Source organism: Streptomyces sp. NPDC003035 (assembly GCF_042888285.1).
In the GTDB taxonomy this organism is placed as follows: Bacteria; Actinomycetota; Actinomycetes; order Streptomycetales; family Streptomycetaceae; genus Streptomyces.
This window is the reverse complement of record NZ_JBIAPJ010000009.1, coordinates 247,844-261,323: the sequence shown is the minus strand read 5'-3', so window position 1 is coordinate 261,323 and position 13,480 is coordinate 247,844. Positions and strand designations below refer to the sequence as shown.

The following is a 13,480-nucleotide window of genomic DNA, read 5'->3' as shown; positions in this document are numbered from 1 at the left end:
AGAACCCTCATGCGAACCACCACCCTCGGCAACGGCGGACCCGTAGTAGGCCGCATCGGTCTCGGCACCATGGGCATGTCCTTCGGCTACGACCCGCACGGCTGGGACGACGACGCCTCCGTCGCGGTGATCCACCGCGCCCTCGACCTCGGCGTCAACCTGATCGACACGGCCGACGTCTACGGCCCGTTCACCAACGAGGACCTCGTCGGCCGGGCCATCAAGGGCCGGCGCGACGACGTGGTGCTGTCCACCAAGGGCGGCCTCGTCGTCGACGAGAACGGCCTCGGTCTCAACGGCCGCCCCGAGCACCTCACCGCCGCGGTCGAGGCCAGCCTGGGCCGCCTGGGCACCGACCACATCGACCTCTACTTCCTGCACCGCGTGGACCCGCAGGTGCCGCTGGAGGAGAGCTGGGGCGCCCTCGCCGAGCTCGTACGCCAGGGCAAGATCCGGGCGCTCGGCCTCTCCGCGGTGACCCTGGAGCAGGTACGCGCCGCGCAGAGCGTGCACGCGGTCGCCGCCGTCGAGTCGGAGGCCTCGCTGTTCACCCGGGACGCCTTTGCCGACGTCCTCCCGTACACCGTGGAGAACGGCATCGCCTTCCTGCCCTTCTCGCCGCTGGGCCGCGGTCTGCTCACCGGCGCCTTCACGAACCCGGCCGACCTGCCGAAGGACGACTGGCGCAGCACGCAGCCGCGCTTCACCGAGGAGGCGTTCGCGCACAACAAGTCGATCGTCGACGCGGTGCGCGCCGTCGCCGACCGGCACGAGGCCACGCCGGCGCAGGTGGCGCTGGCCTGGCTGCTGGGCAAGGGCGAGCACGTCGTCCCGATCCCCGGCACCAAGACCGAGCGCTACCTCGTCCAGAACGCCGGCGCGGCGGCGCTGGACCTCACGGACCAGGACGTCTCCGAACTGGACGCCCTGCCCGCACCCATGGGCGCCCCCGAGGCGTGATCGCGCCCCCTCCTCCGGCCGGGTGACCCCCGCCGGAATCCGTTCCGCCCCCGCCGGCCCGGGAGAACCCCGGGCCGGCGGGGACGGGCCCCTTCACCGGCCCTTTCCCCGCCTTCTCGTCCCGACCTTCAGACGGAGTTCTTCCTGCGATGTCCGAGATCACCACGGCCCGTCCGAGCAGCAGCCTCACGTCCGCCTTCGACATCCCCCGCCCGCCGGGCCTGACGTGGTACGTCCAGTCCCAGATGCCGGTGGGTTACGAGGTCTCCCTCACCCGAGGGCTCCTCAACCCCGCCAACCCCGTCCTCGCCCGCTCGGTCGGCGCCGACGGCCGCGAGACCGTCCGCGCGCTCATCGTCGTGGACCGGGCCGTCGACGAGCTCTACGGCCCCGGCCTGCGCGGCTACTTCGAGGCCTGGCAGGTCGACGCGGTCTGGAAGGTCATGCCCGGCGACGAGGAGACCAAGAACCTCGACCAGGTCGTCGAGGTGACCAGGGCCATGACCGAGATGGGCATCCTGCGCCGTACCGAACGCGTGGTCGTGGTCGGCGGCGGTGTCCTGATGGACGTCGTCGGCATGGCCGCGAGCCTCTACCGCAGGGGCGCCCCCTACGTGCGGGTCCCCACGACCCTCGTCGGACAGGTCGACGCGGGCGTCGGCGTGAAGACCGGGGTCAACCACGGCACCCACAAGAACCGTCTGGGCACCTACTTCGCCCCCGAGGTCACCCTCATCGACCCCGAGTTCCTGCGGACGGTGGAGCCCCGGCACATCGCCAACGGACTCGCCGAGATCATCAAGATGGCGCTCATCAAGGACGGCGCGCTCTTCGAACTCCTCGAGGAGAACGTCACCCGGATCACCAACCACTCGCTCGCCGACTGCGGGGCGGCGATGAGCGAGGTCGTCTCCCGGGCGATCGCCGGCATGCTGGACGAGCTGGAGCCGAACCTCTGGGAAGGCGTCCTGGAGCGTTCGGTCGACTACGGCCACACCTTCAGCCCGTCCCTGGAGCTGCGTGCCGACCCGCCGCTGCTGCACGGCGAGGCCGTCGGGGTCGACATGGCCGTCTGCCTCGCGCTGGCCGTCGGACGGCGGTACCTGTCCGAGAGCGACGCCCACCGCGCGCTGGCCCTCATCGCCGGCTGCGGGCTCCCGCTGACCCACCCGGTGTTCACCCCCGAACTGCTGGAGGTCGGCCTCGCCGACGCGGTCAAGCACCGCGACGGCCGGCAGCGTCTGCCGCTGACCGACGGGATCGGCTCCTGCGTCTTCGTCAACGACATCACGGCCGACGAACTGGCCCGCGCCCTGGAGTTCGTCCGGGCGTACGCGGACGGGGCCGCCCCCGCGGACGAGGCGCGCGCGAACGGCGCCCACGCGGACGGTGTGTACGCGGACGGTCCGGCCCGGTGAGCGCGCCGGGCCCGATCACCGTCCTCGACGTGGGCGGCACCCATGTGCGCAGTGCCGCCTGGTCGCCCGGCGACGGACTCGGCGACACCCTGGACCAGCCGTCGCCGAGCCGGCTCAGGCACCCCGACACCCCTGTGGACGAGCTGAAGGAACGTCTCCTCGCCACCCTGTGCGAGGCCGTCCCCCGCACCCCCGGCGGCGCGGTGGCCGGTGTCTCCTTCGGCGCGGCCCTCGACCACCGCAGCGGCACCGTCTACGGCTCCGCGCCGCTGTTCGGTGACGAGACCACGCCGCTGGACCTGCGGGGCGAGCTCCGTACCCGGCGCCCCGACGTCCGGTGGCACATCGTCAACGACGTCACCGCCGCGCTGCTGCACTTCGTCTCCGCCCCGCACCGCCGTACCCACCGCAAGGTGCTCCTGATGACCGTCAGCTCCGGCATCGCCTGCCGCACCGTGGACATGCGCAACGGCGCGATCGCCACGGACGGCTGCGGGCTGCAGGGCGAGGTCGGCCATCTGCCCGCATCGGCCGTGCTGGCCGGCGAACCCGTCGAGCTGCTCTGCGACTGCGGCCGACCGGGTCACGTCTCCTCGTACGCCTCCGGCCCGGGCCTTCGCCGGATGGCCGACGTCCTGCGGGAGCGCGCCCCCGACCGCTGGGAGAGCTCGCGCCTGGGGCGCGCGATGGCGGACGGCACCGCCTTCGAGCCGGCGCTCCGGGCGGCCCTGGACGCGGCCGACGACCTCGCGTCCGAACTGCTCGACGCGTCCACCGCGCCCGTCGCCGACGTGCTGCGCAGTGCGCTCTGCCTCGATCCGGAACTGGACGAACTCGCCCTCAGCGGCGGTGTGGCCAGCGGTCTCGGCGCGCACTACAAGGCGTCGGTCCTCGGCCACCTCCGCCGCGAGGGGCTCTATCTCACCGGGGAACGCGCACCGGACTGGGTGACGGACCGCATCACGGTGTGCGCCCCGGGCGAGGCGAACGGCCTCATCGGGGCGGGCATCGCGGCCCTGGACGGCGAGCTGCCGCCCCCCACGGACGCCACGCACCCCGCGGTCGTACGGGAGGGGAACGCGACGCGCCTGCGCCGGCGGCCCACCGCCGCGCCCGGCCCCGGGGAGATCAGCGTCGCGCCCCTCGTCGCCGGTGTGTGCGGCACCGACCTGCAGATCCTGCGGGGCCTGCGCGACGACGGCGCCCCGGTGCTGGGCCACGAAGGGGTGGCCCGGATCGTCGAGGTGGGCCCGGGCGTACGCAATCCACGGCTTGTGCCCGGCGCCCATGTCGTGGTCAACCCCACACATCCGTCCGATCCGTCGTTCCTCCTCGGGCACAACGTGGACGGGATGCTCCAGGCCCGCATGCTCGTCCCCGAGAGCGCCGTCCGCGACGGCCTCGTCGTCCCCCTGGACCAGGTCCCCGAGGGGAACCTGCCCGCGCTGATCGAGCCGTTGGCGGTCGTACGGTACGCCTTGCTCGCCCTGCGCCCGCACGACCCCGACACCCTGCTCGTCGTCGGGGACGGCACCGTCGGCCACCTCGCCGTGCGCGTCGCCCGGCGGTGGCTCGGCCACCCCGTGCGGACCGTCCATGTGCACCACACGCCGGCGGGCCTGGACTGGAGCGCGGGAGCGGCGCGCCGGGCCGATCACCGCGTCCACCGGGACGACCTGGAGGCCGGGACGCTCACCGGGACGCTGGACCGGGGACGGGTGGCGGTCCTGATCGCCACACCGGCGCCGGCGACCCTCCCGAGCCTCGAACTGGTCCTGCGGGCGACGGAAGGCGCCGAGGTCGCCGTCGACCTCGTCGGCGGGCTGCCCCGGCCCGCGTTCAGCGACCGGATTCCGGGCGTCGACCTGGCCGAGGTACGGGCCGCCAACTGCGGCGGCATGCCCGTCCCGCCCGTCGTCGAACGGCTCACCACGGCGGACGGCCGCACGGTGTCGGTGCTGGGCCACCGCGGCGTGGCCAACGAGCACCTGGAGTACGCGGCGGCCGAACTGTGCCGGGACCCCGAGCGCTACCGGGACCTGGTGACGCACGAGACGGACCTCGCCGGTGCGGCCGGGATCCTGACCGCGCTCGGCCGTGACGAGGGCCGGATCGTCGCCGGGCGACGGCTGGTGAAGCTCGCCGTGCGGACGGAGGCGTCGTCATGAGCCTCCCGCTGACCGGCCTCGTCGACTGGCGGCTTCCCGTACGCGGTGAGGCGGCCGTGGACCTGGCGTTCCAATACCGTGTCGACGGGCTGCAGTTCGACCTCGGAGGACCCGGACGCGGCCCCTGGCTGGACAAGCCGGGAACGGTCGGGGGATCGGTCGTGCGGCTGCGCCGCACCGCCGCGTCCGCCGGCGTGACCCCGCTCGGCGTGGCGGCCAACGTGCTCAACGACCTCGGCCTCACCGCCGAGGCCGGCACCCTGGCCGCCGCCCGGGTGCGGTCGGTGCTCCGCCGGCTCCTCGACGTGGGGTGGGAGCTCGGTGCCCCGCTGGTGTTCGTACCGAGTTTCCGGCGCAGCGCCATCGACAGCGAGTGGGCACTGGTGCGCACCGCCGAGGTGCTGCGCTGGGCGGCGTCGCAGGCGCAGGCCCGCGGCCTTCTCCTGGCGAACGAGAACGTGCTGCCCGCACACCGCGCCCTGCGGCTGGTCGAGGAGGTCGGCTCGCCGGCGTTCCGGCTGCTGCTCGACAGCTACAACCCGGTCGGTGCCGGCCTCGACGTACCCGACCTGGTGGAGGCGACGGGGCCCTTCCTCGCCGACCAGATCCACCTCAAGGACGGCCGCGCCGGCACCGCTTTCACCCCGCTCCTCGGCGACGGCGACGGCCGTGTCGACGAGACCGTCGACGCCGTGGCACGCCATCTGCCGGGCGTGCGCGCCGTCGTCCTGGAGAACGACCACCGCGCCGGGGACGGGTCCCGGCTCCGCGCGGACCTCGAACGGGCCCGGGCGCTCGCCCGCAGGCTGGACCGACGACGAATGGAGGCGGCACAGCCATGCCCCTCGTACTGACCGCTCAGGCTCTGCTGTTCGACATGGACGGCACGCTCGTGGACTCCACCGCGGCCGTGGAACGCACCTGGCACCGGTTCGCCGCACGGCACGGTCTCGACGCGGCCGAGATCCTGGCCTCCGCGCACGGACAGCGGACGATGGAGACCGTCGCCGCGTACGCCCCTCCGGGCACCGACGTGGCGGCGGAGACGGCCTGGCTCGTCGCCCAGGACATGGCCGACACCAGCGGTACGGTCGCCGTGCCGGGAGCCGCCGAGCTGCTTGCGGCGCTGCCGCCGCACCGCTGGGCGCTCGTCACGTCCGCGGGCCGGGAACTGGCCGTGCGGCGCATGGCGGCCGCCGGACTTCCGCTGCCGGAGGTCCTGGTCAGCGCGGACGACGTACGGCAGGGCAAGCCCTCGCCGGAGGGCTTCGTGGCCGCGGCCGGCCGGCTCGGCGTCAGCCCCTCGGCCGCCGTCGTCTTCGAGGACGCCGAACTGGGCCTGCTGGCCGCCCGGGCCGCCGGATGCTTCCCGGTGGTCGTGGGCGCCCACGACGGCGACGCGGCGGAGGGCCGTCCCCGTATCGCCGACTTCACCGGCGTCACCTGCACCGCCTCCGACGAGGACGGCCTGCGCCTGGTGCTGCCGGCGTCCGTGCCCGTCCGCGCGCGTGTGCCCGCACTGAGCTGACCCGCGCCCGCGCTGAGCTGACCCGCGCCCGCGCGTGTGCCCGCGCTGAGCTGACCCGACAGGTGCGTGCGTGTGCCCGCGCCGGCCCGACCAGCGGCGTGCGCGTGCCCGTGAGCGTGCGCGTGTCCGCCCCACCCCTTCTCTTCTTCCTCTCCCTTCCGATCGGAGTGCCTTCGTCATGCCCATCGACCAGGAAACGCTCATTCACGGCCATGTGGCCCCCGGATTCGAGGCCGTCCGTGAGGAGTTCGCCCGCAACTTCACCGAGCGGGACGAACAGGGAGCGGCCGTCGCCGTGACCCTCGACGGCGAACTCGTCGTCGATCTCTGGGGCGGCACCGCCGACCCCACCCGCGGCACCCCGTGGAGCGGCGACACCCGCCAGCTGATCTTCTCCGGCAGCAAGGGCATCCTCGCCACCGCACTGCTCCTCCTCGTCGACCGCGGTGTCGTCGACCTGGATCTGCCGGTCGCCCACTACTGGCCCGAGTTCGCCGCCAAGGGCAAGGAGCACGTGACCCTGCGCGAGGTGGTGACGTTCACGGCACGGATGCCGGCCGTCGCCGCGCCGCTGGCCCAGGACGACCTGGCGTACCCCGAGGCGATGGCGAAGCTGCTGGCCGACCAGCCGCAGGAGAGCGACCCGCGCGCGGAGGGCATCCTGTACGGCCCGTACGCGACCGGCTGGATCGTCGCCGAGGTGATCCGCCGGGTCGACGGGCGACGCCTCGACCAGTTCTTCGCCGAGGAGATCGCCGGTCCGCACGGGCTCGACATCTCCTTCGGGATTCCGCAGGAGCTGGAGCACACGGTGGCGCGCACCGAGTACGGGACCGGCTTCCGCGAGCAGTTCAGCGGCTACTTCACCAGCGAGGACCCGCTCACCCAGCGGATCTGGCAGAACCCGATCCCGTTCCCGGAGGACGAGGAGATCTGGAACCGGCCGGACCGCCGCTTCTCCCTGATCCCCGCCGCCAACGTCATCGGCTCCGCGCGCGCCTTCGCGACCCTCTACGGCATCCTCGCCGCCGACGCGGCCCGCCCCTACGACGAGGAGCCGGTCCTGCTCTCCCGCCGGCTGCTCGACTGGGCACGGGCCCCGCGCGTCAGCAAGGTCGACCAGCTCATCGGCGTCCCCATGGTGTACGGCGGAGGCGGCTACCGGCTGCGGACCAACCCGCGACCCGGCGTCGACGGTGACTCCTTCGGTCACGACGGAGCGGGCGGATCGGCCAACCAGGCCTGGCCGCGGGCCCGCGCGGGTGTCTCGTACGTGATGAACCGGCTGATCGCCCTCGGCCCCGACGACAAGCGGGCGTCCTCGATGGTGAAGGCCGTGGCGGAGTCGATGGCCGGTCTCGGCATCGGGAGCGGGTCGTGACCGGCGACGGGATACGCGACGGGATACGGCTCCTCGCGCCGGACGGCACCCGTGTGTCGGACCCGGAGCACTCGATCGACCTCTCCCCGGAGGAACTGCGGTCGCTCTACCGCGACATGGCGCTGGCGCGTCGGTTCGACGCGGAGGGGGTGACCCTCCAGCGCCAGGGCGAGCTGGGCCTGTGGCCGTCGCTGCTCGGCCAGGAGGCCGCCCAGGTCGGTTCGGTACGGGCCCTCAGGGACGACGACCACGTCTTCCCCAGCTACCGGGAGCACGCCGTCGCGCTGGGCCGCGGCATGGACCCGCTCGGGCTGCTGCGGCTCTTCCGCGGCGTCGACCACGGCGACTGGGACCCCGAGGAGCACCGCTTCCACCTGTACACGCTGGTCATCGGCTCGCAGACGCTGCACGCGACCGGATACGCCTGCGGGCTGGCCAAGGACGGTTCCGAGTCCGCCGTCGTCGCCTACTTCGGCGACGGCGCCACCGCGCAGGGCGATGTGTCCGAGGCGTTCAACTTCGCCGCCGTGTACGGCGCTCCGGTGGTCTTCTTCTGCCAGAACAACCAGTGGGCGATCTCGGAGTCCAACGAGAAGCAGACCCGGGTGCCGTTGTACCAGCGCGCGCAGGGCTTCGGTTTCCCCGGTGTCCGGGTCGACGGCAACGACGTCCTCGCGTGCCTCGCCGTGACGCGGTGGGCGCTGGAGCGGGCCCGTCGCGGCGAGGGGCCGACGCTGATCGAGGCGTTCACCTATCGCATGGGCGCGCACACGACCTCCGACGACCCGTCCCGCTACCGGGACGCGGCCGAGGTGGAGAGCTGGCGGGCGAAGGACCCGTTGCTCCGGCTCGAACGGCTGCTGAGGGCCGAGGGCGCCGCGGACGACGCCTTCTTCGCCGAGACGGAGGCGGCCGGCGAGGCGCTGGCGGCCCGGGTCCGCGCGGGCGTCCGGTCCATGACCACGCCCGACGTCGGCCACCTTTTCGATCACGTCTACGCCGAACCGCACGCCCTGGTGGACGAGGAACGCGACGCGTTCGACGTCTACCGGGCGGCCTTCGTCCAGGAGGGCTGACATGGCTGACATGACGACCGCGACGACGACCGCGACCACGGTGACCGCGACGGCGGCCGGCGAGCGGATGACCCTGGTGGCGGCGCTCAACGCCTCCTTGCGCACCGCTCTCGTCGAGGACCCGAAGACGCTCCTCATGGGAGAGGACATCGGCCGGCTCGGCGGGGTGTTCCGGGTGACCGACGGGCTGCAGAAGGACTTCGGTGAGCATCGGGTGATGGACACCCCGCTGGCCGAGTCGGGCATCGTCGGCACCGCGATCGGGCTGGCGCTGAGCGGCTACCGGCCGATCGTGGAGATCCAGTTCGACGGGTTCGTCTTCCCGGCGTACGACCAGATCGTCACCCAGCTGGCCAAGATGCACGCCCGCTCGCGGGGCAAGGTGCGGCTGCCGGTCGTGATCCGCATCCCGTACGGCGGCGGGATCGGCGCCGTGGAGCACCACTCGGAGTCGCCGGAGGCGCTGTTCGCCCATGTCGCCGGGTTGCGCGTCATGTCACCGGCCACCCCGTCCGACGCCTACTGGATGCTCCAGGAGGCCGTGCGCAGCGACGACCCGGTGGTCTTCCTCGAACCGAAACGGCGCTACTACGAGAAGGGCGAGGTCGACACCCGGCCCGCCGCCCGGCCGGGGCCTCCCGGCGCGCGCGTGGTGCGCGAGGGGGCGGATCTGACCCTGGTCGCGTACGGGCCGATGGTCGCGACCTGCCTGGACGCGGCGGCGGTGGCGGCCGAGGAGGGCCACGAGCTGGAGGTGGTCGATCTCCGTTCGATCTCCCCGATCGACTTCGAGACCGTCAGCCGCTCGGTCCGCCGGACGGGCCGGCTGGTCGTGGCGCACGAGGCGCCGGTCTTCTTCGGAGCCGGAGCGGAGATCGCCGCCCGGATCACCGAGCGCTGCTTCTACCACCTGGAGGCCCCCGTCCTGCGGGTCGGCGGCTTCCACACTCCCTATCCACCGTCCCGGCTGGAGGACGAGTACCTCCCCGGGCTCGACCGCGTACTGGACGCGGTCGACCGAGCACTCGCCGCGTGAAGGGGCTCTGTTGACGATGACGGACACCATGGTCCGGTACCAGGAGTTCCGCCTGCCCGACGTGGGTGAAGGGCTGCAGGACGCCGAGATCGTCCGCTGGCTAGTCGGCGTGGGGGACACGGTGACGGACGGTCAGGTGATCTGCGAGATCGAGACGGCCAAGGCCATGGTCGAGCTGCCTGTTCCGTTCGGGGGTGTGGTGCGCGAACTCCGGTTCCCGGAGGGAGCGACGGTGGATGTGGGCGAGGTGATCATCACCGTCGCGCCACCGGGTGCCACCGAGGCCCCGGACGTTCCGGTGGAGCCTGCCCGTCGGCCGGTCCTGGTCGGGTACGGAGCTGCCGCCTCCCCGACCGCCCGCCGCCCCCGCCGCCCGGCGTCGGTATCGGCTCGGACTCCGGCCTCGACTCCGGTGACGGCTGCGGCCGGACGCGGCGCCGATCGGCCGCGGGCCAAGCCTCCCGTACGGAAACTCGCTCGGGACCTGGGAGTGGACCTCGACCGGGTGCGCCCCAGCGGGCCACACGGGGACATCACCCGTGAGGACGTGCACACGGCGGCCGCCGCGGACCCGAGCCCGGCGGATCCGACCCCGGCGGACCCGAGCCCGGCGGAGACGTACGGCCGTGTCGACGCGGCACACGAGACGCGGATCCCCGCCTCCGCCGTCCGCAAGGCGACCGCACGGGCCATGACCGCCAGCGCCTTCGGAGCTCCGCACGTGACGGAGTTCGTCACGGTCGACGTCACCCGCACCATGAAACTCGTCGAACGGCTCAGGGAGGATCCCGAGTTCGCCGGCGTCCGGGTGAGTCCGCTTCTTCTCGCCGTACGCGCCCTGCTCTTCGCCGTCCGACGCCATCCGGAGATCAACGCCTCGTGGGACGAGGAGCGGCAGGAGATCGTCCTCAAGCACCGGGTCAACGTCGGCATCGCCGCGGCGACACCGCGCGGACTGCTCGTGCCCAACATCAAGGACGCGCAGTCCCTTCCCCTGCCCCGGCTCGCCGCGGCCCTGGACGGGCTGGTGACCACCGCTCGTGAGGGCCGCACCACGCCGGCCGACCTCGGCGGCGGGACGCTCACCGTCACCAACATCGGTGTCTTCGGCATCGACACGGGAACCCCGATCCTCAACCCCGGCGAGGCGGCGATCCTCGCCCTCGGCGCGATCGGCCCCCGCCCATGGGTCCACCGGGGCAAGGTCGTGCCCCGTCAGGTCACCACGCTCGCCCTGTCGTTCGACCACCGGCTCGTCGACGGGGAGCTCGGTTCGCGGGTCCTCGCGGACGTCGCCGCCGTGCTCCACGACCCGCGGCGTCTGGTCACCCATGGCTGAGGGCGTTCCGCACCATCCATACGACACCCCCTGGGAGGGACCGTGAACATGAGCAGCGTACGGGGGCGATCCGCCGCCGGGACCGTGGCGCTCTGGCTCGATCTGCAGGACACCGTGGTGGAGCGCAGACGGCTGAGACAGCTCTCGGCCATGAGCGCCACGGGCAGGATCGCCGGCGCCAGACTCGGACCGCGAACCGCCGTGGCCACGGCGCGGCAGGTGTGTGACGCGCTCCGTCCCCTCCACGACCGGACCGGCGGCCGTCAGGGAACCGTGGTGCTCACCCTTCCGTCGTCGCCCGTCCTCGCGTCCCCGGCGCCGGACGCCGCCGAGCTGGTCTGCGGGGCGGCGTCCCTCGCCGATCGTGTGGACCGCCCCAACCAGGTCGTCGCCCTGCCGGCGAACGGCGCCGGCGTCTCCGCCATGGAGGTCCTGCTCGGCCGGGGCCTCCCCGTCCATCTGGCCACCTGCTTCTCCGCCCGGCGGTACGAACAGGCGGCGGCCGCCTATCTGGCGTCCCTGACCCGGGCCCATGCCGACGGCCGCGATCTGGCCCCGCTCGCCTCGACGGTGGCGTTCGGGCTGCGCCCCCTCGACGTCCGGATCGACGCGCTCCTGGACCAGGCCGGCGGCGAGGAGGCGAAGGCGCTGCGGGGGACAGCGGCACTGCTCGCAGCCCGGCTGGCTCAGCGGGCGAGCGCCCGGCTGTTCGACCCCCGCACCTCACCGTCCTGGGAGGCCCTCGCCGCAGCGGGAGCGCGTCCCCTGCGCCTGGTGTGGACCGAACTCGGTGATCTCGCGCCCGTCGGTGGTGCTCAGGCCGGTTACGCCGCCGAACTCGGTGCCGCGGACACCACCCTCGCCGTTCCGGCGGAGGCCCTCGACGCCGCCGAGGGCCTGCGGCCCGGGCCGGCGCGTTCGGACCAGGGAGTGGGCGCACAGGCCGACCACTTCGAGGCGTGCCTCAGATGGTTCGGCATCCGTACGGAGGAGGTCGTGCGGGAACTGGAGGGGGAACCGGTGGATGTCGCGTTCGCCGTGAGCTCGCGGAACAGGTCGCTGGTCGCCGGGGGCGTCTCATGAGCCTGCAGGACTACTCCCGCCGGCTCGGCCCGTCACTCGCGCCCCGCTCACCGACCCCCGTGACGCGGACCCCGTCGCACCCCTCTCACCAGCGACAGGGACCGCGGCCGGAGCCGCCGAGGCGCCTGGGCGCGGCCACCGCGGTCGTCGCTCTCGGCGGGCTGCTCTTCGGCTTCGACACGGGTGTGATCTCCGGCGCGCTGCTCTTCCTGAAGGAGGACTTCGCCCTCACCTCCTTCCAGGAGGGGACGGTCATCTCGGCCCTGTTGCTCGGCGCGGCCGCCGGAGCCCTGGGCAGTGGGCGGCCCACCGACCGGTTCGGGCGCAAGCGTGTCCTCATCGCGGTGGCGGCGACCTTCACGCTCGGGCTGGCCGCCGCCGTCATGGCCCGCGACTTCGCGACCATGGTCGCGGCCCGGACGATCCTCGGCCTGGCCGTGGGCAGCGCCTCCACCGTCGTCCCGCTGTACCTCGCCGAGATCGCCCCACCCCGCCTGCGCGGGCGCCTGGTGACGGCCAATCAGGTGCTGCTCACGGTGGGCATCCTGGTGTCGTACCTGGTGAATCTGGCCTTCGCCGGCAGTGCCGACTGGCGTGCGATGTTCGCCGTGGGGCTGATCCCCTCCGTGGCCATGCTGGTGGGCACCCTGTTCATCCCCGAGAGCCCGGAGTGGCTCCGCCGCCGCGCGGGGGAGACGTCCGGTGCCTGCCCGAGGAGGACGGCAGGAACGATCGCGTCGGCCCACCCCGCGGTGCGCCGCGCGCTTCTGATCGGCGTCACGCTGGCGGCCGTTCAGCAGTTCGGCGGGATCAACAGCATCATCTACTACGCGCCGAGCATCATGGCCCGGGCCGGCCTCCCGGCGACCCACTCCATCCAGTACGCGGTCTTCATCGGTGCGGTCAACGTCGCCATGACCGTGGCCGCCATCCCGCTCATCGACCGCGCCGGCCGCCGGCCCCTGCTGCTGTTCTCGCTCGCGGGCATGGCCGTGTCGCTCGTCACCCTGGGCGCCGCGATGAGCGTCCCGCCCGGCCCGGTGACCAACATGATCGCCCTGATCTGCATGATCACGTACGTCGGCGGCTTCGCGATCGGCCTCGGACCGGTCTTCTGGATCCTGGCGGCCGAGTTGTTCCCGCCCGACGCGCGGGCTCGTGGCGGGGCCCTGTGCGCGCTGGTCAACTGGGCCGCCAACTTCGTCGTGGGCCAGCTCTTCCTGCCGGTCGCCGACGCCGTGGGCGTCTCCTGGGTCTTCTGGTTCTTCGCCGTGGTGGCGACGGGGGCGCTCGTCTTCGTCGTACGGCAGGTGCCGGAGACGAAGAACCGTTCACTCGCCGACATCCAGGGGGATCTGATCCTCCGCTGACGAACGGCGGCACGGGACACGGACGGTCGGCGGGGCGGGGGGGGCGCCCCCCCCCCCCCCCCCCCCCCGCGGGGGGGGGGGCCCCCGCGGCCCCCCCCCCCCCCCCGCCCCCCAGCAGACC

General features: G+C 73.3%; 11 protein-coding genes. All 11 read left to right on the top strand.

Going from position 1 to position 13,480, the window contains the following annotated elements:
• The first annotated feature begins 9 nt into the window (after nucleotides 1–9).
• The 11 genes from ACFYV5_RS28045 to ACFYV5_RS27995 all read left to right on the top strand — a co-directional run bounded on the left by ACFYV5_RS28045 (nucleotide 10) and on the right by ACFYV5_RS27995 (nucleotide 13,359).
• On the top strand, nucleotides 10–960 hold the full coding sequence (locus ACFYV5_RS28045) for an aldo/keto reductase (protein ID WP_355113598.1): 951 nt from the start codon (nucleotides 10–12) through the stop codon (nucleotides 958–960).
• A 149-nt stretch (nucleotides 961–1,109) separates the two neighbouring features.
• A complete protein-coding gene (locus ACFYV5_RS28040; RefSeq protein WP_355113596.1) occupies nucleotides 1,110–2,378 on the top strand; it encodes a sedoheptulose 7-phosphate cyclase in 1,269 nt (422 codons plus the stop codon).
• Complete coding sequence (locus tag ACFYV5_RS28035; protein WP_389172932.1) at nucleotides 2,375–4,546, top strand: ROK family protein; 2,172 nt, start codon at nucleotides 2,375–2,377, stop codon at nucleotides 4,544–4,546. Before ACFYV5_RS28040 ends, ACFYV5_RS28035 begins: the two co-directional genes overlap by 4 nt.
• On the top strand, nucleotides 4,543–5,400 hold the full coding sequence (locus ACFYV5_RS28030; RefSeq protein WP_389172930.1) for a sugar phosphate isomerase/epimerase family protein: 858 nt from the start codon (nucleotides 4,543–4,545) through the stop codon (nucleotides 5,398–5,400). Before ACFYV5_RS28035 ends, ACFYV5_RS28030 begins: the two co-directional genes overlap by 4 nt.
• Entirely contained in the window at nucleotides 5,385–6,074 is a 690-nt protein-coding gene (locus ACFYV5_RS28025) for an HAD-IA family hydrolase (RefSeq protein ID WP_389172928.1), read from the top strand. The genes ACFYV5_RS28030 and ACFYV5_RS28025 overlap by 16 nt, the downstream gene beginning before the upstream one ends.
• 178 nt (nucleotides 6,075–6,252) lie before the next feature.
• A complete protein-coding gene (locus ACFYV5_RS28020) occupies nucleotides 6,253–7,455 on the top strand; it encodes a serine hydrolase domain-containing protein (protein WP_355113588.1) in 1,203 nt (400 codons plus the stop codon).
• Nucleotides 7,452–8,531: a pyruvate dehydrogenase (acetyl-transferring) E1 component subunit alpha gene (gene pdhA, locus ACFYV5_RS28015; protein WP_389172925.1), complete on the top strand. Its 1,080-nt coding sequence runs from the start codon at nucleotides 7,452–7,454 to the stop codon at nucleotides 8,529–8,531. Before ACFYV5_RS28020 ends, pdhA begins: the two co-directional genes overlap by 4 nt.
• A 67-nt stretch (nucleotides 8,532–8,598) precedes the next feature.
• A complete protein-coding gene (locus tag ACFYV5_RS28010) occupies nucleotides 8,599–9,567 on the top strand; it encodes an alpha-ketoacid dehydrogenase subunit beta (RefSeq protein WP_389173178.1) in 969 nt (322 codons plus the stop codon).
• Nucleotides 9,568–9,574: 7 nt separating this feature from the next.
• Nucleotides 9,575–10,906, top strand: a complete 1,332-nt coding sequence (locus ACFYV5_RS28005) for a dihydrolipoamide acetyltransferase family protein (protein ID WP_389173176.1) — start codon at nucleotides 9,575–9,577, stop codon at nucleotides 10,904–10,906.
• A 48-nt stretch (nucleotides 10,907–10,954) separates the two neighbouring features.
• A complete protein-coding gene (locus ACFYV5_RS28000) occupies nucleotides 10,955–11,989 on the top strand; it encodes a transaldolase family protein (protein WP_389172923.1) in 1,035 nt (344 codons plus the stop codon).
• Nucleotides 11,986–13,359, top strand: a complete 1,374-nt coding sequence (locus ACFYV5_RS27995; RefSeq protein WP_389172921.1) for an MFS transporter — start codon at nucleotides 11,986–11,988, stop codon at nucleotides 13,357–13,359. Before ACFYV5_RS28000 ends, ACFYV5_RS27995 begins: the two co-directional genes overlap by 4 nt.
• The last annotated feature ends 121 nt before the right edge of the window (nucleotides 13,360–13,480 follow it).

Bases quoted from the DNA above. Each gene is read 5' to 3' on its own strand.
- ACFYV5_RS28045 (WP_355113598.1), top strand. From the start codon at position 10: ATGCGAACCACCACCCTCGGCAACGGCGGACCCGTAGTAGGCCGCATC.
- ACFYV5_RS28040 (WP_355113596.1), top strand. From the start codon at position 1,110: ATGTCCGAGATCACCACGGCCCGTCCGAGCAGCAGCCTCACGTCCGCC.
- ACFYV5_RS28030 (WP_389172930.1), top strand. From the start codon at position 4,543: ATGAGCCTCCCGCTGACCGGCCTCGTCGACTGGCGGCTTCCCGTACGC.
- ACFYV5_RS28025 (WP_389172928.1), top strand. From the start codon at position 5,385: ATGCCCCTCGTACTGACCGCTCAGGCTCTGCTGTTCGACATGGACGGC.
- ACFYV5_RS28020 (WP_355113588.1), top strand. From the start codon at position 6,253: ATGCCCATCGACCAGGAAACGCTCATTCACGGCCATGTGGCCCCCGGA.
- ACFYV5_RS28010 (WP_389173178.1), top strand. From the start codon at position 8,599: ATGACCCTGGTGGCGGCGCTCAACGCCTCCTTGCGCACCGCTCTCGTC.
- ACFYV5_RS28000 (WP_389172923.1), top strand. From the start codon at position 10,955: ATGAGCAGCGTACGGGGGCGATCCGCCGCCGGGACCGTGGCGCTCTGG.
- ACFYV5_RS27995 (WP_389172921.1), top strand. From the start codon at position 11,986: ATGAGCCTGCAGGACTACTCCCGCCGGCTCGGCCCGTCACTCGCGCCC.